Genomic DNA, 19,724 nt, shown 5'->3' on the forward strand with positions numbered 1-19,724 from the left:
CTCTGGATAGTTAAATTTTTGATAGATATGATATAATTTATTACGGAAAAATGAAATAAATAGAATTAATACTTCTAGTATAGAAAATCTAGGGAGATAGAATGCTTTATGGGAAGTAAAAAAGAAATCAGTTCAGCTAAGTTAATGTGGACAATGACTCGACCACATACATTAACAGCGACGTTTGCTCCTGTTATATTGGGGACAGTTGTAGCACTTTTTGAAACCAAGATTGATTGGTTACTATTTATCGGAATGATAATTTCGTGTTTAGCATTGCAAATTGCAACAAATTTATTCAATGAGTATTATGATTTTAAACGCGGGTTAGATACTGCTGATTCTGTTGGGATTGGTGGCGGGATTGTCCGTCATGGATTAAAACCCAAAAACGTCTTAACTGTGGCTATTCTATTGTATATCGTTGCAGCATTTATCGGTGTATATATTTGTATGAATAGTACTTGGTGGTTAGCAGTCATCGGTTTATGTGGTATGGCAGTTGGCTATTTATACACAGGCGGCCCATTACCAATTGCGTATACACCGCTTGGAGAGTTGTTTTCTGGATTGTCAATGGGAACAGGTTTTGTATTAATAGCTTTCTTTATTCAAACAGGTTCTTTAACAGTTGAAAGTATATTGATATCCATTCCAATTGGGATTTTAGTTGGGGCAATCAACATGTCCAATAATATTCGAGATATTGATGAAGATATTAAAGGTGGAAGAAAAACGTTGCCTATCCTCCTTGGTAGAGAGAAAGCAGTTAAATTGTTAGCGATAGCATTTGTATTTTCCTATTTGTGGATTTTACTAATTGTGTTAATGGGATATATAAGCCCATGGTCTTTAGTTTTATTCATGGGTTTGAAAAAGCCAATAACAGCAATAAAGGGTTTTCAAAAGGGTGCAATAGAACCCCAATATATGCGTATTGCCATGAAATCAACAGCATTGACAAATACAGTTTTTTGTTTTTTGTTATCAGTAGGGCTATTAATCAGTTATCTATTTTAGAGATATGCAAATGTAGAAATGGATTCGAAATCAAAATATAAAACCAGAGTGATCCTCAAAATTGTGGATTAACTCTGGTTTTTATGGTTAAAAAATAAAACAAGCAATTGATAAGTATAGCTCCTTACTAAAACCAACTTACTACATCAACAAAGTGCACGGAAACGCACTTATCTAAAACACAATTACGAATTAACTTTGTACGCTCTGCCACGATGTCAAAAGTGAGTTCTCGATAATTTACAACAATATTTAAGCTTTCATTTTCGTATGGAGGCTTTTTCTTATGCTCTGTAAACTGCCTCAAACAGCCGAAACACTACGGGTTGAAAGGGTAGAACTTGATATGATTTTGAGAGCATAAAGAAATAAATAAAATCATAAATAAAAAATTCGAAACAATAAATGAAAATCTTGAATTACTATTGGAAAGCTTTTTACTATGGAACTTATTTATACACTTTAACCCATATGAGCTAAAGAGAATCTAAATTCACATCTCTTTTACTTAAATCCATTTATCTTGTTAAAAAATCATTAATTTCTAAAGGATCAATCAGGTATTCCTTACTCTCGAGCTAGGTGATGTGGTTCCCCTACGTGATAAAGGTTGGGGGTGTTACAATAGACACTCACATAACTGCCGTAAAAGAAGCATATGAATTCGGCAAGAAAAAGATAGAGGTATTGTTCGATAATGATATAAAGGCCCGTTACCCTAATTGGTAATAGGCTTTTTAAAGTAAAGGCCAAAATCCAAAAGTATACTCGCAATAAAATCCTTAAGCTAATCTTAAAATGACAATAGACGCGCTGACAACCGGTGTGCCCCCAATAATTGTGTTTAATAAAGCTGTCGGGTTTGGATGAATATTTCTCAAAGTAAGAACATCCGATGAATTTAAAGTCGTTATTACTTGACCATTTTGCGGGTCGGAACCACCATTGCCTCCGTAATTAGAACCTGCTATTTGGTTGTCGCCGTTGAAAAGGGCAAATGCAAAAGGACCACCTGTAACGAACACTTCGTAGGTAATAAGATAAGTCCCCGTTTGGTTTATAATGATAGGTGCTGTTCCTGGTACATGTGATACAAATCCCGAAGGGGTAATATTACCATTTGTATTGAACGTAACTTGGCCATTATTTGGTATACCTGGTTGTGCAGTTGTATCATAAATATAAGCAAAACCTGGAAGTCCAGTACCAACAACTTGTTGTGGTACCTGTACTCCTTGATGAACATTTTTGTTATTACAACTTTCCTCACAATCATCTTGAATTCTGCTAATTCTTTTATAAGTAGGTTCCTTTTCACTTTTATTGAAATTGTCAAAACCCAATTTATCACGCTCCTTGTTTTTACATTATTCAACAAAGAGATACATTTAGACCAAACCTTTATGTTTTATTTGGTCTTGAGGTAAAGTCGAACTGTTTATAAAATTTATAAGTTGGAAATTACATTCCTAGAAAGGTTTATCTAACACTTGATAAAAACTCCAATGAGCTTTATAAAATTGAACAGATTAGAGCAATGGGTTTAAGGGATGAAAGTGTAATACACTAGAATCCTGGAGACTAAAGCAACCTATCTCTATAAAATTACACCATACAAAATCATTTGAACTCTGGGAAAAAAACACACCACCGAAGTGGTTATCAAAAAAGACTCGAAACACTCGTTTACAAAATGGGTGTTTTTTTACTCCAAAATTATCATTTTTAATTTTTCATAGATTTTAATGAATTTTAAGTGATGATTTCATGCAAAACATTAGATGCGTGTACCTCATCTAATGTTAAGGATGTACTTAACATGAACTTAATTTAGTTTTCTGTTAAATACTGTTCTCTCATTGTTTGGGTGTAATCCTCTTCTACTTTTGGATCATTGCCTATGAAGCGATAATGGAGAAAATGAATGTCAATCGTTTTTTTAATGAAGATATGAATAAAAATATATTAATAATATGTAGCTGGGGGAGTAGGTTCTATTGCTATCCAACTAGCTAAATGGACTGGGTTAACGGGTATAGGTAAAGCTACATCTAATCACTTTGAAAGTTTTTAATGAAGGTGGTTAAGGGTAAATATTACTGATGGAGGGGAAGAGGGGAACTGGTTCTTCTACAGCTAACGAAGCAGTAAAATTACATAAAGAGAAATGTATATGGGAACTAATATTAGTTCCCAACGTTATAAAATTAAAGAGAAAATTGGGTTTTAAGTGTGACATTTAGAATGTGGTGAAAAAGCAGGAAGATAGTACAGCCTAATCTTTAATGGCTGCTAGATAAAGATCAATGTATAAACTAAATATTGTTAAGAGCAATATCGAATCCCTACTAAAGTAATTAGATAGTGTAATTTCTTCAATGCAAATGATGGGAGAGATGATATGGAAAACGACTGGGACAAAGCTATAGGTTCTCTTTCTAAAATAAAAGTTTTCTCAAATCCAAATAACGAGCCGGTAACCATATGTGGTGAGGCTAATGATTTGAAGTGTATAGGTATTGGTACAGATGCAGCTGTTTTTCAGTCTCTTTCCGCGCCGGCTTATGCATTTAAAATATATGCCAAAGACAAAGTACACAAAGTAAAAATTGAAGCAACTGTTTATCAAGTTTTAGAAGAATCACCTTACTTTTCAACATGTTTTGCTGCATACAATGAATACCTGGTTTTAAGCTACGAAGAAGGAAAAACGCTCTTTGACTGCATTCTTCAAGGTATTCACATCCCAAAACAGGTTGTAAATGAAGTGGAGGAAGCAAGAGAATATGTTCGGAAGAAGGGACTTAACCCTCGTGATATACATTTAAAAAATATTTTACTACAAAATGGAAGGGCAAAAATAATTGATGTCTCTGAATACACACTACAAGGTAATGATCATCGATGGGAGCATTTAAAAAAAGGATATGAGCAATACTATCATTTAATAGATGGAAATTCAGTGCCGTTTTGGTTAGTCGAAACGATTCGAAAGTGGTATAACCAGCGTGGAAAGAAATCATCATTTGAAGAGTTTACAAAATATATTTTAAAACTTCTGTAAAAATATAATTGAACTTACGGGTAGTTTAATAACAAGTAGGAGCTAACCTCTTACAAGATTATTTCATATTGGTCAGTAACGCTACTCACACACCGAGTAGCGTATTTTTTAGTAGTAAGAGGGTGAGAGTATGTCAATTTACTACTGCTATTATAATCCATTTTAAGTATGATAGATTAATTATTTACTATAAATGGAATTATTTTTAAAAGCCTCTAATTGTATGGAGGAGAATTTTATGCATTTTACATTTTAGTGTATATATTGTTAAAAACATCTTTAATTTCGCTATCTACGTCTTTGTCTTTTAATCTTCTGAACCTAGCTGCGAAAAAAGTAAAAAAATAACAAAAAACAATAGCTAGTGGCCAAGTCTGCTGGTTGTATTTATTGGAATGAATGATGTTTGAATGAACAATTTGAGAAAGCGCTATGGAAATCATTCCAAGTGGTAGAATTAATGGTCTGTGATCATTTAGTTTAAGCATATGACTTATTCCGATTTAAGAAGCGTAAAAATCTAAAAAAGCATTGAAGTATTGTAGGAAAACTTTCAATTTATAGAAAATTCGCTGATGGGTAATCGTTATGAACAAGAGGAGTTTGATGAAGTTATACGTTTTAGTCAGACTCGTAATTTACTAATTTTGTGCAACTTACTTTTTTTACGTTTATGTGTGGGAACCTCTCAAACGCAATGGGCATAAGTTGTTTATATATTTCGATTTGAGAGGGTGTCTTGTACATGTTTTCGTATCATCAAGATATACATCAATCTCCCTATCAACATGGTTTTATGCCTAGGGTTTATCATTACGTCCCTTATTCATGGAACAATAGTGCTCTAGAATTTGAAAGGCACCATTTTTCACCACAGCAACGGCTTACTTTTGTACTTGTACATGGTTCTTGGGCTGACGCTCATTTTTGGGACGGTGTAGCAGCAGAACTCCGCAGTCGAGGGCATATTGTCTATACTCCAGAATACGCAGGCCACGGCAAAGATCCGAATAAAAATGTCACACATGCTATGATTACTAAGTCCATAGTGGATTTTATTCTGGAATGTAACTTATACGACTTTGTTCTTGTAGGACACAGTTTCGGGGGAACAATCATTCAAAAAGTTGCTGAACAGGTACCAAAACGTATAAAGCGTCTTGTTTTCTGGGATGCCTTTGTGTTGAAAGATGGAGAATCGGTTGCCGATGCATTTCCACCACAAATGAGGAAAGGGTTTGAGCAACTCAGAGCTAACTCAAAGGACGATACAATCATGCTTCCATTTGCGTTGTTTCGGGATGCTTTTGTCAATACTGCTACTTTAGAGGAAGCTAAACAGATGTATTTAAATGTTACTCCAGAACCTGCTAAGCCTCTTTTCGAAAAACTAAATCTTAAAGCTTTCTACACATTACCAACGCCTAAGAGTTATGTCTATTTCTATCAAGATAACGCTTTGCCACAAGGAGAGGGTTACGGTTGGCATCCGAATATGTCCAGCCGACTAGGGCAATTCCGCCTGATAGTAGGCGATGGTGATCACTTTACGGACACACTTTCAAGACCATATATGTTGGCACAAAAAATTTATGAGGCCAGCCGTGACTGATGCAATATAAAAACAAAAAACAGGCACTCACGTTGATATGCTCCCTATTAGGTAGACAGATGAAAAAATAAAATCTGTTTATCTAAGGGGAGTATTTTTTATGGGGAATAATTAGAAATGAAATGGGTTTCGTTAGTGAGAAAATTTGCAATAATATTTTCAGTTATAGTCGGGGCACTACTCCTTTATCTTGTGGGGACTTATGGAAATGTAAAATATCAGCTATATGCAGTCAAAAAAGATACTCATGAATATTTAATAAATAAAAGAAATGATAGTGAAGATGATGTTTATAAGATAGACTCTAAAATAGGGAGTGGAATAAAGTAGCAAGCGACTGTAATTTTTGAAGATGAAAAAGTCCATGTTTATGATTATGGAAAATTGAACGGAAAGATAAAGCAACTTTTCCTTATCCTGAAATGGAAAAAGATGATAGTTATAAACATTGAGAATAGAGAAAGAGGCTGGAGAAAACCCACCTCTAAATTAAAAAGCTTGTGAAAATTTACGATCAGTAAAATTTCACAAGCTTTAAATTTTTCCATAAAAAAATAAGGACCACCTCTGATAAAGCTAAGACTAAACACCCCCTTTAGATAATTGATCTGTGAAGGGGTGTTTAATGTCTAAAAATAGACTTTGGAGTTGGCCATTCTTTATTTATTAAAAATAAGGAAAATAGATGAGAGAACATATACTAGCGTATTTTTTTAATCACCCTTTGATTACTATAAGGTGTTCGCATCCGTTTTTTAGGTCCAAACCACCGCAAAAAGTCATGTCGTCCGTTTGGTTCATGAAGGTTTTATTGTTTTACCTTATACGGAAGTGGCGAGTTTGTATAAAGCCGGTCGTAGAGAATGTGTATTGATTATGTCATCCAATTTGGGGTACTATCTACACAGGCTAAACGATAATGATTATCATTCTAAACGATCGAATTGTTTTGCTACTATACATAAATTACGGGAGTGAATTTAATCATGGCAAGATTGATGCTTATGAAAACAGGATGGATATCGCTTATAACTGCAGGAATGATTACGATGTCAGGTTGCGCCTCGACAGGCGATCAAGCTGTGGGGACGACCGATCAGTCTGCAAATGCAACGGCAGTGTCAAGCGAAGGCATGCCTCAGACCGAAACACGCGTCGTAACAGATGGCTTTGGAGAGGTAGAGATTCCGATAAATCCGAAGCGAGTCTCAGCGCTTTATCGTGAAGATTATTTGGTTGCACTTGGGGTAACGCCCATTGTGCAATATTATAACCCGATGTGGGGCAAGCAGGATTATTTGAAACTGGATGTGCCATTGTTCGACGTGACTGGGAACATTGAAGCTTTACTTGTATCCGAGCCAGACCTGATTATCGGCGCTGGAGAGGTAGACGCCGAACAATACGAGCTCTATTCTAAGGTTGCACCGACGTTCCGCTTGCCGGACGACGTACTTGTGGATACGCGCAAAACATTGACCTTAATCGCCGATTTGCTTGGTCTAAATGATAAGGCGAAGCAGGTTCTTGCTGATTACGATGCACGTATTGCGGATGTGAAAACGAAGCTGAACGCAGCGATCGGCGATGAGAAGATTGTTGTTCTGCGAATGAACGTCGTAGACAAATCGATTAATATTTTTGGCATTCATAACACGTTTGTCGGACAAATCTTGTATGAGGATCTTGGACTGAAGGCTCCGGGGTTCGCCGAGGCAATGACGGAGGGCAATATCGTCTTGTCGAAGGAGGTCATTCCAGAGCTTGACGCGGACCATATTATTTTGCTTCCATCCAATGGGACGTGGGAGGAAGAGAGCAACGCGAAAGCTCTTGAGGAAATGAAGGCAGACAGGTTATGGCAAACCGTTCCTGCATTTAAGAACGGCCATGTATATCCAGTTGAGAGATCCTATTGGCAGACGGGAGCCATTACGGCTAACGAGTTGAAGCTGGACGATTTACTTCGATTACTGGCTCCTTAATATGAAATAGGGTGATTACATTCCTAGGCATGCCTTATCGTCATCTTTAGGAAATATACCTGTCCCCTTTATAAAGGACAATTTTAAGAAACTTTTTTTGAAGCTGCCGTCTTCATTTTGCGGCAGCTTTTCAACTTCCATTAACTATTTTTCCATCTATTCTTAATTCACCTTCTGACGCACGTCTTGTATTTGTTTTTCGCATATCTTGTAAACTTTCAACTTCAGCTATACAAAAGTGGTACGCCACCGTTTCCCCTGATTACGCTTTAAACGACTTCATTCTACATCTAAACCTGCTGCTTTATAAATTTCTCTAGGTTTTTCAGCTTTCCTAATAACATGACAGTTACATTCTTTTATATATGTAATCGCTAGCCTGTATATTTGGACTGCATTTTTTTCCTGCTCTTTTTTAGTACATCAACCTCTTTTTTCTCAATTTAAAAAAGTACAGTTTAAGGTTGATGGGCGGCTCTTTTTGATTTACACTATATTCATTGAGAATGAATATCAATTAAAGGGCGGTTGTTAGTTACAATGGATATTGAACAGTGCAAACAAGCCGAGATGGTCCCATTAGTCCAATATATACTACGATCCATCCGCTTCATCGTTGTAGGCGACCAAGCCGAAATGAATGATTGGGATGGCGGCAATAGAAGCGATAAGGAAAGCTATGAACTGCTCTTTATTATGAGTGGCACGGAACAAGGAAAGTGTTATTTACAGGGGCCTGGCAGATATTTCACTATTGATCGAAAGATTTCGAACTGCAGTTACTATCAGGTGCGCTTTGAAACGAGAGGCTATGATGCAGCTTCGGGCTTACTGCCTGATAAGCAAGAGCTTGTCTGCTCACCATTCGCAAAGACAATGGAACTCCTTAATGAGTTATATGGACTCCGCAGAGCGAGCGACGAGCTCGAACTGTTCCAACGATTTGTGAAATTCCAAGAGTTGCTGCTCTTTCTATTCCACCAAAATGCACCGGCAATTGAAGAGAAGGGAACGGATACCGTGCATCAGGGGATAGAGCTCAGTATACGGCACATTCAGCAATATTACCGTGAGCTGCTGACCGTGGAAGAGCTGGCCTCCCTTGCAGGTATTGATCGTTGGAAGTATACCCGTTTGTTCAAAGAAGCTACTGGGCAAGTACCGCTCCAGTACTTGAATGAAGTACGGATCAATCAAGCCAAGAAGTGGCTAGCGAGCGCCGATGACAAGTTGCTCGATATAGCGCTAAATGCAGGCTTCAGCAATGAATATTATTTCAGCCGTCGTTTCAAGCAGACGGTAGGCATATCGCCTGGACAATACCGTCGCAGTCGCAAGGGAAAGCTTAGAATAGTAGCGCCATATTTGGAGGATTTCATCGTCGCGCTGGATATGGAGCCTATCGCTCAATATCGGCATGAGAAATGGGGAAAACAAGACTATCTAGGCTTAAACGAAATTCCGACATTTGAGGAGAACAGTGACAATCTTGAAGAGCTTTCCTATTATAAGCCAGATTTGATATTGCTTGTGGATCGTTACGAACAACAGCAATATGCTCAGTGCCGACGCATCTCCAACACGTGCATCCTGCGTGAGCAAACCAATAATTGGCGTACATTGCTGCGTAACGTCGCTGATTATTTCGGTCGGGAGGAGTTGGCCAATGAAGCTATCACAAATTATGATTTCAAAGCAAGGAGTGCGGGTCAAACGCTGAGTCATCTTATGAAAGGGCAGAGTGTTGCTTTTTTGCGTATTTCGGCGGACCAAATCATCCAATATACGGAAGGAGGGCAAGCCTTTGTTTCAACAGTTCTTTATGGCGATGTTGGTTTGCGCTCCCACTCCGCAGTTGGTGTAGCTTCAAAAGCGAATAGGCCGGGTATGTTCACTCTCACTGTAAAAGATCTGCATATGCTAACCGCAGATCACCTGTTCATTACGTTCGATAAATGGCATAGCCAAGAAGAAGGGAAGGAGAGGGAACTGCTCGAGATGCCGGAGTGGCGCGATTTGCCCGCTGTTAGAAACAACCGTGTTTACGAGGTTGATTTTCTAACATGGATGAATAATGGAATTATTTCCAACAGCAAAAAAATCGATGATATACTGCGATCGTTAGCTTGATTGGGTTTTGCTTGTGGGTCTCAACTTTTACTGTTAACGGTTTAAGAGCACCACGATGGAGATGATAATCAATGCCGAACTTTGATTAAATAGTATGATTACAAAAGGAGTGTTTCTTTCAGACAAAGGAATGCTTCTTTTTCTTTAGTTATACGAACGAAAATTAATCTCTTCTTTATAAAGTGCAAAAGTTATGATATCGTCCACGAGTGCTTCTAATGGCGATAAAAATGCTAATGCCTGTTACCAATTGGGAATGGGCTTTTTAAATGTACAGAATAAGCGTAAAATCACATTTTACTGCTATTAAATTTTTTAATGACAGTAGCAAAAATGGCGACCATCAAAACGATGACACTATTGATCAATAAAAAGTACCCTATTTGCATGCCATAAAACAACGCAAAAGGATCGCGAATAACCATTACCGCTAAAGACCCACCAATGGCACCAAAGAAGACTGCTAGTAGTAATAGTATGAACGCAGAAAAATAAAGATTATTCTTTTTTCTGTACGCTATAAACGCAATCATATTTGCAATAATGATAAACAAGACCATAAGTATGATGAAAAAAGTACCCATTTTTATGCCCTCCTTCAAAATCAAACACGGCATTATTATGTTTGTTGAACTATTCTGCACCGATGGTTGAAAGATGGATTTTCCATTTTACATGTATTTACTTAAATACGCTTCAAATGAGTAAAAGTTTCATTGTGAAACAATTCACCTACCTAAAAAGGACGGACATGGCTAATGACGACGCAGTGTTACAAAGGCGTATCAAGATCTTTATCTACAGCAGAAAATGACGTTGTACTACGCTATGTTAATAGTGCTCTTCAAGCACAAGTAGAAAATTATTAAAGCCCAGGCACTGCATTAATTTTGAGCATGGGCTATTTGTGTATTTTCTCAAAAAGTTGACCATTCTATTATGGATAGGAGTGAAACAATGAACGATATAGGCTACTTACAAATAGCTATTGAAACAATTATAACTTTTTTTGTCCTTCTGGCTCTTACACGTCTTTTAGGAAAAAAACAATTAAGTCATTTAACTTTTTTTAATTATGTAACAGGAATAACAATAGGGTCCATGGCTGCAAATATGGTTATTCTTAGTACAAAAGATTACACAAAGGATCTACTTAGCCTAGTAATTTGGTGTTTACTTACTATAATTATTAGTTATATAAGTCTTAAGTCAGGGAAAATTAGAGTAATCCTTGATGGTCAACCTACAATTATTATAAAACATGGAAAGATAGACAGAAAAGCATTAAAAAGAACAGGTGTGAATATCGATGACCTAACGATGTTGATTAGGCAAAATCAAATCTTTTCAATAACAGAAATTGATTTCGCCATACTAGAACCCGATGGTAGACTTAGTATTCTCAAAAAGCCTGAATATCAAGGGACACAAAAATGTGACTTAAACATATATCCTTCGCCACCGACTTATTTACCGATTGAAATAATTGCGGATGGTAAATTATTACCTAAAAATTTGTTGGAAGTTGGTAAAAGTAGAGATTGGTTGAAAAATGAATTAAGCAGGGTCCATATAAAAGAGATAGAAGAAGTATTTTATGCTGAGATTCAATCTGATGGAAGCTTATTTATACAAAAATTCTAAACAAAAGTAACCAGGCACTCAATGGAGTACCTGGTTATTTTTTTGAAGCTCACGCAGCAGCCAGTAAAAAAATAATCGAAGGCTAGCTACGAAAGTAATAAAATATAGCTATATTTATTGACCTTCCCCTTACAGGAAACATTATATTTAAAGTAATTTATTAAAGGAGGTGATGATTATGCTTTCAATTGGTGAATTCTCGAAAATATCACATCTTACGTTGAAGACACTTCGATACTATGATGAAATTGAACTTTTAAAGCCTGCTTCCGTAGACAGGCAAAATAACTATCGTTACTATCATCTTTCCCAATTAAAAACGGCTCTATTGATTACGCGATTAAAAAACTATTTATTTTCGCTTGAAGAAATCAAGGTTATTTTAGCAAATTTGGATGATAGGGACTTTTTAAATGCTAAAATGCAAACCAAGCAAGAAAAGTTAACAAAATATATAACTGATCATTGTTCGCTATTAAAAAAATTAGAGCTTGATATTCAACGTTTAAATAAAGCCGAACATATCATGAGTTACTTAGATAAAATAGAGATTAAGCTTATGAATCACTTGACCTTTCATATATTATCTCAACGAAAACAAGTGAATACCGCTGATTTTCTATTACACTTTAATGAATTATTGAGTAGAGCTTTGTTTGCAAATTTAGCACCTATTGCGAAACCACTTGCCATTTTTCATAGCGCAGAATATGTACCAGAAAAATATGATGTAGAAATAGCCATTCCCTTGGCAGAGGCCACACATGAAACAAAAGTGTTTAACCCTGGTCTTTGCGCAATGGCAACGCTTACTGGTTCTTATGATGAATTACCGTCTATTCATACAAAGCTACATATGTGGGTTAACGATAATCACTATAATCTGAATGGAGCGCCGTTTGAAGTTTATCAAACGAATCCATATAGTACTTCGGAGGAAAAAAATATTGTAGAAGTATATTTTCCTATCCAATAAATAGTTGAAGGAGTGTAATACAATGTATGGCATTAATAGGCCAACGATAAAAGAAAAAATCTTGATTGTAGTTGCTGAAATGATCTATCTAGTCATTGCATATTATTTACTTTTCATTACTTATGACAACTCAGGCATTGCACTAGGGCTTTTTATTGCTTTAGTTATTACAGCTTTACGATTAACGGCTATGATGTTTATATGGTTGACTAGAGGCATAGCATGGCAAGAAGCTATCATGAACAGTTTGGCTTTTGGGATCTATTATTTAGGTTTCCCAATCTTAATGATTACTAGTAATCAAGATCCAAATGTAGTAATCCTTATTTTAGGTTGGGTATTTTTTGTAGGAGGAAGTATGCTAAACACCGTTTCAGAGTTATTAAGAAAGCCTTTTAAAGACAATCCTGCTAATCAAGGAAAGCTATATACAGGAGGATTATTTAAATATGCAATTCATATTAATTATCTAGGGGATTGCCTCTGGGTATTAGGTTTAGCGCTCATCTCTAACAATATTTATAGTTTACTTATACCACTTGGTCTAATTTTAGTATTTGTATTTGGATATATTCCTAAATCCGACGATTATCTACAGAGCAAGTATGGAGAACAATTTACAGTATATAAACTGAAAACAAAAAAGTTAATTCCGTTTATCTGGTAAATCCGTAACAAGCGTTTCTAACAGAGCAAGATCACGCTTTAACTTGGGACAATTTCCTATTTTTATTCTATAAAAATAATTATTAATATGTACCGTTAACAGGTTTTGCTTGTTGCTTTGCATATTTGGATTAGCTAGTTCTTCGTCTTACAAAAATAAAAAAGCTGCGGCTTTAATAAACGCCACAGCCTATAAAAAGTGCGTGCGAGGCACCAATATTAATGTATGTAATGTAATGTTACTTATTACTTTTTAATCATTTCAACTAGGACGTGTTGTTCTAAAATAAAGGATATAAGAAGAAATGAACTTGTCATAATAAAACAAAAGCCACTTTGACATCTCTTCAGTTTTCATTTTAACTTTGAGAGAGGCCTTTATAAAAAAGAATATAAATACAACCGGCAAAGGCTGCCGGTTGTGGATGATAAGTAAATTTACTTTGTATTGTTTTCGTTTGAAAATCGACCAGACGCAAATTTTTTGTTAGCTTCAGCTTGTTGAATTTGCTGTCTGATTTCATTAACATCCGTCTCATTTCCAAATTCTTGACTCATCGAATTCGTTGAACCAGAAGCTTGCATTTTCTTAGCTTCAGCTTGTTGGATTTGTTGTTTAATTTGATTTACATCCGTTTCATTTCCAAATTCCTGGCTCATGGCATTTGGAGTGTTTGAGTTAAAGTTTTGATTGTTGTTCGCCATTAAAATCACCTCCTGGAATTAGTGTGTACAGAAGGTGTATTTGTATCCGTTTTTTTCTAAAGCTCGTACGTTTAAAGGTTTCGACCTAAACAGCAGCTTGGCTAGTAGAGGATGAAACAAAATAATAATCTAAGTAGCACAAGTTACAAATATTGTAGCTAGCCTAATAGAAATGACCAGCAAAGCCAATTTAGCCAAGCTGGTCTTTTTAAGTTACGTCGTTAATTATAGGTCTTAAGCCTGAAAGGGGATAAGTCTATCATTGTATTTACGAACATAGTATACTACGATATTCTATTTATAGAAAATATTTCTTTTTTTCTAAGAAATATTTTCTTAATATCTATTACTTCACTAAGGAGGAAATTTTTTTTATGAAAAATAAATTATCCGGGGTGTTAGCGGCTACTTTAGCGTTAACGATGAGCCTACCAACAGTAGCTATGGCAGTTTCTGACAATCAGACTACGGTTGTAGTGAGCCAAGAAGTTGCTAGCCATAAACTGAAAAAAATTGCAGCAGAGAAGGCAAATCTACTCACGCAGTCCTATGAGACGACTAGTGTGCAATATGCGCTAATTGATAACGGTAAAGTTATTTTGTCGGGTCAAACAGGCAAGAACGATATGGAAGGAAAACAGCCGCTGACTAAAAATACCCTTTACGGGATTGGTTCAGTTAGTAAAATCTATACAACGGCGGCTGTGATGAAATTGGTCGACGAAGGAAAAGTTGATTTAGATGTTCCAGTCGTTCATTATATTCCTGATTTTCAGATGAAAGACGAGCGTTACAAACGCATTACGCCACGTATGCTGCTGAACCACTCCTCCGGCTTGCAAGGTACTGGGTACGGTAACAGCTTTTTATTTGATGATAATGATACGTATGCCCATGATAATTTGTTGCGACAATTGTCCAACCAGAGCTTAAAAGCGGACCCAGGTGCATTCTCGGTATACTGCAACGACGGCTTTACGTTGGCTGAGATTATGGTGGAAAAAGTAAGTGGAATGAGCTTTACCGAATTTATCCATCAGCAGTTTACGGAACCCTTAAAGCTCAATCATACGAAAACACCGCAGAACACAGGGAAAAACGACAAGTTTGCTGGACTTTATTTTCCAACATATGAAGGGCAGCTTCCTGCTGAATCGGTGAATGTGATTGGAACGGGAGGAATCTCATCCACAGCAGAAGATATGGTGCGTTTTTCACAAATATTTATGGGACAGGGAAAAGGAATTCTCTCTGATAAGGCAGTCAAGGCAATGGAGCAAGAGGAATATAAAAAAGGAATGTGGCCAGGAGATGGAGATAATATTATCAACTATGGTCTTGGCTGGGATAGTGTGAAACTATATCCATTCAGTGAATACGGGATAAAGGGCTTGGCTAAAGGTGGAGATACAGGACTACAACATGCTTCATTGGTCGTACTTCCTGAGCAGAAGATGGCAGTGGCTGTGTTGTCATCTGGCGGTAGTAGCTCTACAAATCAACTGATGGCGACAGAAATACTGCTCGCTGCGCTTAAAGAAAAGGGCGTAATAAAGGATATCAAGCCGAACAAATCCTTTGGTAAGCCGGTCAAGGCCAAGATGCCTGAAGATATAGCAAAGAAAACGGGTTTTTACGGCAATAGTTTCAGTCATTTCAACATAGAAATTACGAAAAATGGAGAACTACTCTTACCCGGTAATTCAGAAGAAAAATATGTCTATACTGCAGATGGAAGCTTCATTCATGAAACAGGCACTTCCAAGCTCTACTTCATCAAAGAAAAGAATGACCGAACATACTTGGTGGAGAGCTCATTTATTTCGTTACCAGGTTTAGGGCAAGTAGCGGTTACTCAATATTTAGCCGAGAAATTAGAAGACAATATGCTATCGAAGGAAACGACTGTCGCATGGGCACAAAGGGAAGGGGTTAAGTATTATCTCGTAAATGAAAAATATAGTTCTGCTCTATATCTCTTACCAATGATGCTGACAACACAAATTAATCGTAATGAAGGTCTAGATGGCTATTGGAATGGCAGAAAAATTACAGGTCCAAACACGGCTGCGCATCAGCTTCAGATCCCTGTATCGGCAGGTCGTGATACGTCGGAAGCTCGTTTCTATACAGAAGGTGGTAATGAATATATGGAGATGGGCGGATTGTTATACGTAAGTGGGTCCAACGTAAAATCACTTGATGCAGATCAAACATCCAAAGTGAAGCTACAAGCAAATGGTCATGCGGAATGGTTTACGATCCCGCAAGCGGCAGCAGGGAAAACGATGACAGTGTCATTACCAGCAAAAAGTTCGTTCGCAGTGTATGATGAGGAAGGACTATACGTCAATTTTACTGTTGTGAGCGGCAATAACAAAGTAAAGCTACCGAAGAACGGAACGGTTGTATTTGCGGGTGCACCGAACTCGCAATTTACAATTACGTTGAACTAGTACTACTACAATCGGATGGGTATTCTGAGTATACATTTAAACCACTGCCCACATGATAACATTCTTATTTTATGCCATGAAATAGATAGAACATAAGAATTAATACACACAAAAATCACTCATTTGAAAAATAATGAGTGATTTTCATTTTATTCTTCTATTAATAGTGAAAAGATACACCTACTGAACTTCATTTACTAATATTCCATAGAAGCATCCTACACATTGCAAGATAGGGTCAATTGATTCTGGGAGGGAAGTAAATTAAAAAATTGAGCCATTTCCATAATAGGAAATGGCATAATGGGCAATTAGAATAAGGGTACAAAATGGGATACGCGAAGCTAAACAATAGGGCTTAATACTATTATTTATATGATTTGATATTCTATGTTTTTTAGTTAATTGTCTTTAAATAAAAATTATATGGTCTCCATTGAAATGAACAGGAACACCTTTTAATTTAGTATTTAGGAATAGGATGTTCTATGTGTTATTTTATGTATCAAAAGTTTTGTGATAGAAGCGTTCAACTCAGATAGATGTTCTAGAAATAAGAGCTGTAGCGGTACACACGCTACAGCTCGTTGGTTGTATTAACAATCTTCTTCTCTTTTTAAGAAAGTTGCGCCGACAATGATTAAAAGAATAAATAGAACAACAATTAGGGCAAATGTTGAGCCATTATTAGATCCGCCGCCATAATAGCCACCATTTTCTATGCCGCCTACATTTCCACAGTATCCCATAATATATCCCTCCTTTCTACAATACATAGTATGTTAGCTGTGGACAAGGATGGGGGTGTTAACCTATCAATTATAGGGCTACATAAAGTATATTTTTGTTAGACAAAACAATAATAAAGCCATTTGGGATAAGAGCGATCATTAGATAGATAATTAGGGTATGTGTGATCAGGTTAGCTTTACCTTACTATTCATAAATGTGATAACTAATCATGAAAATAGGTAAAGCAATTCAAAAACTGTCGGAGCAAATTTGAAGAAGATATATACTGAAAAAAGCCCCTTCAGATAGTTTGAAGGTACTCTCCTATATGATTCGTGTATGACGATAGTTCTGAAATGGTTATTTGTATTTTTTAGCTAGAGATTCGCTGCCAATTGCTCCAATGATCGTCATAAAAAATGGTGTAATTTGAAAGAATAGAGAATCCTTTAGGAACACAATATTTAAATCAAATAACTTATTTCCTATGACAATGAATATCTTAGCCAGTATGAATAAGAATCCAATGATTAGAAGAATATCAAAAAATAACTTCCATCTTGGATAGACTAATTTTTGGCTATCTTTGATGAGTTTCTCTTTCAAAGAATGATCCTCCTTTACTAATTCATCAAGCGTAATATCAAAAATGTCACTTAACTTAATTAACAATTCAATACTAGGGTAACTTTCTCCACGTTCCCATTTAGAGATAGATTGTCTACTAATAGTAAGTTTTTCTCCAAGCTGTTGTTGTGACATATTATGCTTTTGACGTTCTTCTTTTATTTTTGAAGAAAAATACATATGATCAACTCCTATCCACAGTATATTTATTTGCATTTAAAAACTAAAGAACCGCATCGTTGCATAGGGTGTAAACTATTAGTTTCCCCTTGGAAAATGCGCTTATTTCTGTGTATAGTCCTTTATTTATATAGTGTTATTACAAAAAAGATGTTTGGTGGAATTTTCGTGAACAAACCATTTTGTCTGTATCTTATAATAACGGGTTCTGTTGTTGATTGCGAAATGTAAAAAAAGTAAAATTAAAGGGAGAGCATTTCGCAAGCGAATAAGACTCCCTTATAAATATTGATTGATCAGTATTTTATCATGTGTAAGTTTCTAGCAATATACATTAGGATAGTGACCAGCAGTCAGTGGTCAAATGTTTAGAATAGGGGTGAGTATGATGTCGAAAATTTCCTATAGTGGTTTGAAATATGGAAAAAGTGATGTAGAAATAAAAATTTTAGTGGATATACAAAATGATTGGTTAGAGATAACGCATACCAAGGAAGTCTCTCAAGTGATGAACAAAACAACAGGTGAATATATCATAGTCAATCGAAATACCTTGAAACTTGAGATAGTTTAAGCTTTCAATGAAGATTCCAAAGAGGTAAAGCCATTAAACGTTGTGATAACGTTTGTGAAGTATGAAGAGGGGAAAAGCAAAAGAGGTTTTAATCCTTTTGCTTAATTTCTAAAAATACTGAGAAACTGAATGCACTAAACATAATGATTGAAAAAATAATGGTAGCGGTGGATTTGAGAGAAACTGATGTAAACAATAAAACAAGAGTACCAATGGTAATGGCTAGGCGCACTAAAATATTTGTTTTTTTACTTGGCTTAAAAAAATCCTCCAATAGGCCAAGAAAAAAACAAAATGCTATCAATATGAGATACTCATAAAGTAGTATTGGTTCTAAATATTCAGGACTGAACCTTGTTAACTGAATAGCAGAAAGAATCATAAGAATATATTTGGTATATGTAAAAATGACCGACAAAGTATCACCTCATTTTTATGATAGGCAACTAAATAATGTAAGTCTAGATGAAATTTGAAGTAATTTTAATCGAAAGTCGCCTATTTAGGTGGCTTTTTAATTTTGCCAAATATCTCGCATGCTAAATAAAAATTCTATACAAATGCTATTTAATTTTTAAACAAGCATAACCCCGATCTAAGCAAGGGCGGGGTTAAAAGTATAATTGTTTAATTTTTGAAGTAGGGTATTTTTCACACTAAAAAATCCTTATATTAAAAAAACTATTATTCAATTTTTAGAAAGAACGGCATCAGTTTTTTAGGAATTGTCTCGTATCGTGGTTGTGATTTTAGATAAAGTTCAACATGGCGGCACAAATTGAGGTTAGAGCTGGTAAAGTGTTAGGGAGGAAGAACGTAGTTAGTTGAAAGGTATAGGGCAGTAGAATAAGTATTTTTAAGCAAAAGGGGATAAACCGGGAAAGAATTTCCCGGTTATTTGAAACTTATTATGCTAATGTTTTATTTTGCATTAGATAATTTTTCAATCGCTTCTTGTTCAGTGGGAACAAAAAATATATGGTTTCCTTTATTACATTCATAAATAAAATCTTTCAGTGCTTTACTACTATAAACTGAAAAATCACCTATAATAGCAAACTTAATATGGTAATTAACGAACTTTTGAAGGATATTACCTGCAAGCTTTGTACTAAGATTAAAAAAATCTTCTGAAATGGCTTCCTTATTTAGCGTCAATCGATTACTGCTTGTTTCATAGCTAGTCGTCATAATAAAGTCCAAAGCACTTTGTTCATCTTTCAATAAAATAGTATCTTCATGAACTAGTGCTATTTTTTGTCCGTTAACTTCTGTTATTTTTATATTCATTTTCATTACCCCTATTAACTATAATGATTTCTATTATAACCTAAATTTTCAATTGTGAAATGT

Annotated in this window: 16 protein-coding genes; 10 read left to right on the forward strand and 6 right to left on the reverse strand. The window is 35.8% G+C overall.

Going from position 1 to position 19,724, the window contains the following annotated elements:
- Positions 1 to 108 precede the first annotated feature (108 nt).
- Positions 109 to 1,020, forward strand: a complete 912-nt coding sequence (locus KVT27_RS07200) for a 1,4-dihydroxy-2-naphthoate polyprenyltransferase (RefSeq protein WP_036125510.1) — start codon at positions 109 to 111, stop codon at positions 1,018 to 1,020.
- A gap of 782 nt (positions 1,021 to 1,802) precedes the next feature.
- On the opposite strand, the gene KVT27_RS07205 is transcribed toward KVT27_RS07200, so the two are convergent.
- Complete coding sequence (locus tag KVT27_RS07205; protein WP_052059767.1) at positions 1,803 to 2,363, reverse strand: hypothetical protein; 561 nt, start codon at positions 2,361 to 2,363, stop codon at positions 1,803 to 1,805.
- 1,058 nt (positions 2,364 to 3,421) lie between these two features.
- Here KVT27_RS07205 and KVT27_RS07210 point away from each other — a divergent pair.
- The 4 genes from KVT27_RS07210 to KVT27_RS07225 all read left to right on the forward strand — a co-directional run bounded on the left by KVT27_RS07210 (position 3,422) and on the right by KVT27_RS07225 (position 9,811).
- Positions 3,422 to 4,084, forward strand: a complete 663-nt coding sequence (locus KVT27_RS07210) for a serine/threonine protein kinase (protein ID WP_208704321.1) — start codon at positions 3,422 to 3,424, stop codon at positions 4,082 to 4,084.
- A gap of 745 nt (positions 4,085 to 4,829) precedes the next feature.
- On the forward strand, positions 4,830 to 5,696 hold the full coding sequence (locus KVT27_RS07215; protein ID WP_036145992.1) for an alpha/beta fold hydrolase: 867 nt from the start codon (positions 4,830 to 4,832) through the stop codon (positions 5,694 to 5,696).
- A gap of 986 nt (positions 5,697 to 6,682) precedes the next feature.
- Positions 6,683 to 7,681: an ABC transporter substrate-binding protein gene (locus KVT27_RS07220; RefSeq protein WP_150907663.1), complete on the forward strand. Its 999-nt coding sequence runs from the start codon at positions 6,683 to 6,685 to the stop codon at positions 7,679 to 7,681.
- A gap of 540 nt (positions 7,682 to 8,221) precedes the next feature.
- On the forward strand, positions 8,222 to 9,811 hold the full coding sequence (locus KVT27_RS07225) for an AraC family transcriptional regulator (protein WP_217581031.1): 1,590 nt from the start codon (positions 8,222 to 8,224) through the stop codon (positions 9,809 to 9,811).
- A 290-nt stretch (positions 9,812 to 10,101) separates the two neighbouring features.
- Here KVT27_RS07225 and KVT27_RS07230 read toward each other — a convergent pair whose 3' ends face one another.
- Positions 10,102 to 10,395, reverse strand: a complete 294-nt coding sequence (locus KVT27_RS07230) for a hypothetical protein (protein ID WP_036145983.1) — start codon at positions 10,393 to 10,395, stop codon at positions 10,102 to 10,104.
- Positions 10,396 to 10,768: 373 nt separating this feature from the next.
- Between KVT27_RS07230 and KVT27_RS07235 the strand changes: the two genes are divergently transcribed.
- The 3 genes from KVT27_RS07235 to KVT27_RS07245 all read left to right on the forward strand — a co-directional run bounded on the left by KVT27_RS07235 (position 10,769) and on the right by KVT27_RS07245 (position 13,098).
- Positions 10,769 to 11,455, forward strand: coding sequence for a DUF421 domain-containing protein (locus tag KVT27_RS07235; protein ID WP_150907660.1), 687 nt, complete (start codon positions 10,769 to 10,771; stop codon positions 11,453 to 11,455).
- Positions 11,456 to 11,633: 178 nt separating this feature from the next.
- Positions 11,634 to 12,431, forward strand: coding sequence for a MerR family transcriptional regulator (locus KVT27_RS07240; RefSeq protein ID WP_036145980.1), 798 nt, complete (start codon positions 11,634 to 11,636; stop codon positions 12,429 to 12,431).
- A gap of 22 nt (positions 12,432 to 12,453) precedes the next feature.
- The gene (locus KVT27_RS07245; RefSeq protein ID WP_036125527.1) at positions 12,454 to 13,098 is read left to right on the forward strand and encodes a DUF1295 domain-containing protein; all 645 of its coding nucleotides are present in this window, start codon (positions 12,454 to 12,456) and stop codon (positions 13,096 to 13,098) included.
- 437 nt (positions 13,099 to 13,535) lie between these two features.
- On the opposite strand, the gene KVT27_RS07250 is transcribed toward KVT27_RS07245, so the two are convergent.
- Positions 13,536 to 13,802 (reverse strand): gamma-type small acid-soluble spore protein, encoded by a 267-nt coding sequence (locus KVT27_RS07250; RefSeq protein WP_036145978.1) that lies wholly within the window; start codon positions 13,800 to 13,802, stop codon positions 13,536 to 13,538.
- 374 nt (positions 13,803 to 14,176) lie between these two features.
- On the opposite strand from KVT27_RS07250, the gene KVT27_RS07255 reads away from it, so the two are divergent.
- Complete coding sequence (locus KVT27_RS07255) at positions 14,177 to 16,258, forward strand: serine hydrolase domain-containing protein (RefSeq protein WP_217581032.1); 2,082 nt, start codon at positions 14,177 to 14,179, stop codon at positions 16,256 to 16,258.
- A 596-nt stretch (positions 16,259 to 16,854) separates the two neighbouring features.
- Here KVT27_RS07255 and KVT27_RS07260 read toward each other — a convergent pair.
- Both KVT27_RS07260 and KVT27_RS07265 read right to left on the reverse strand, forming a co-directional pair.
- Positions 16,855 to 17,007 carry a YjcZ family sporulation protein gene (locus tag KVT27_RS07260; RefSeq protein ID WP_081937001.1) on the reverse strand — a complete coding sequence of 51 codons (153 nt, stop codon included), beginning with the start codon at positions 17,005 to 17,007 and terminating at the stop codon, positions 16,855 to 16,857.
- 343 nt (positions 17,008 to 17,350) lie between these two features.
- On the reverse strand, positions 17,351 to 17,797 hold the full coding sequence (locus tag KVT27_RS07265; protein ID WP_036125533.1) for a helix-turn-helix domain-containing protein: 447 nt from the start codon (positions 17,795 to 17,797) through the stop codon (positions 17,351 to 17,353).
- Between the two features lie 388 nt (positions 17,798 to 18,185).
- Here KVT27_RS07265 and KVT27_RS07270 point away from each other — a divergent pair, with 388 nt between their 5' ends.
- Positions 18,186 to 18,371, forward strand: coding sequence for a hypothetical protein (locus KVT27_RS07270; protein WP_036125535.1), 186 nt, complete (start codon positions 18,186 to 18,188; stop codon positions 18,369 to 18,371).
- Positions 18,372 to 19,292: 921 nt separating this feature from the next.
- Here the strand turns inward: KVT27_RS07270 and KVT27_RS07275 are convergent.
- Positions 19,293 to 19,661, reverse strand: a complete 369-nt coding sequence (locus KVT27_RS07275; RefSeq protein WP_208704313.1) for a DUF4180 domain-containing protein — start codon at positions 19,659 to 19,661, stop codon at positions 19,293 to 19,295.
- Positions 19,662 to 19,724: the final 63 nt, after the last annotated feature.

This window comes from Lysinibacillus sp. GbtcB16 (assembly GCF_019091145.1).
GTDB classification, from domain to species: Bacteria; Bacillota; Bacilli; order Bacillales_A; family Planococcaceae; genus Lysinibacillus; species Lysinibacillus fusiformis.

What these genes read in the sequence shown, in the direction of transcription:
- KVT27_RS07230 (WP_036145983.1), bottom strand. Translation starts at nt 10,395, where the DNA reads ATGGGTACTTTTTTCATCATACTTATGGTCTTGTTTATCATTATTGCA.
- KVT27_RS07275 (WP_208704313.1), bottom strand. Translation starts at nt 19,661, where the DNA reads ATGAATATAAAAATAACAGAAGTTAACGGACAAAAAATAGCACTAGTT.
- KVT27_RS07240 (WP_036145980.1), top strand. Translation starts at nt 11,634, where the DNA reads ATGCTTTCAATTGGTGAATTCTCGAAAATATCACATCTTACGTTGAAG.
- KVT27_RS07260 (WP_081937001.1), bottom strand. Translation starts at nt 17,007, where the DNA reads ATGGGATACTGTGGAAATGTAGGCGGCATAGAAAATGGTGGCTATTAT.
- KVT27_RS07210 (WP_208704321.1), top strand. Translation starts at nt 3,422, where the DNA reads ATGGAAAACGACTGGGACAAAGCTATAGGTTCTCTTTCTAAAATAAAA.
- KVT27_RS07200 (WP_036125510.1), top strand. Translation starts at nt 109, where the DNA reads ATGGGAAGTAAAAAAGAAATCAGTTCAGCTAAGTTAATGTGGACAATG.
- KVT27_RS07270 (WP_036125535.1), top strand. Translation starts at nt 18,186, where the DNA reads ATGTCGAAAATTTCCTATAGTGGTTTGAAATATGGAAAAAGTGATGTA.
- KVT27_RS07255 (WP_217581032.1), top strand. Translation starts at nt 14,177, where the DNA reads ATGAAAAATAAATTATCCGGGGTGTTAGCGGCTACTTTAGCGTTAACG.
- KVT27_RS07220 (WP_150907663.1), top strand. Translation starts at nt 6,683, where the DNA reads ATGGCAAGATTGATGCTTATGAAAACAGGATGGATATCGCTTATAACT.
- KVT27_RS07245 (WP_036125527.1), top strand. Translation starts at nt 12,454, where the DNA reads ATGTATGGCATTAATAGGCCAACGATAAAAGAAAAAATCTTGATTGTA.
- KVT27_RS07225 (WP_217581031.1), top strand. Translation starts at nt 8,222, where the DNA reads ATGGATATTGAACAGTGCAAACAAGCCGAGATGGTCCCATTAGTCCAA.
- KVT27_RS07235 (WP_150907660.1), top strand. Translation starts at nt 10,769, where the DNA reads ATGAACGATATAGGCTACTTACAAATAGCTATTGAAACAATTATAACT.
- KVT27_RS07250 (WP_036145978.1), bottom strand. Translation starts at nt 13,802, where the DNA reads ATGGCGAACAACAATCAAAACTTTAACTCAAACACTCCAAATGCCATG.
- KVT27_RS07265 (WP_036125533.1), bottom strand. Translation starts at nt 17,797, where the DNA reads ATGTATTTTTCTTCAAAAATAAAAGAAGAACGTCAAAAGCATAATATG.
- KVT27_RS07215 (WP_036145992.1), top strand. Translation starts at nt 4,830, where the DNA reads ATGTTTTCGTATCATCAAGATATACATCAATCTCCCTATCAACATGGT.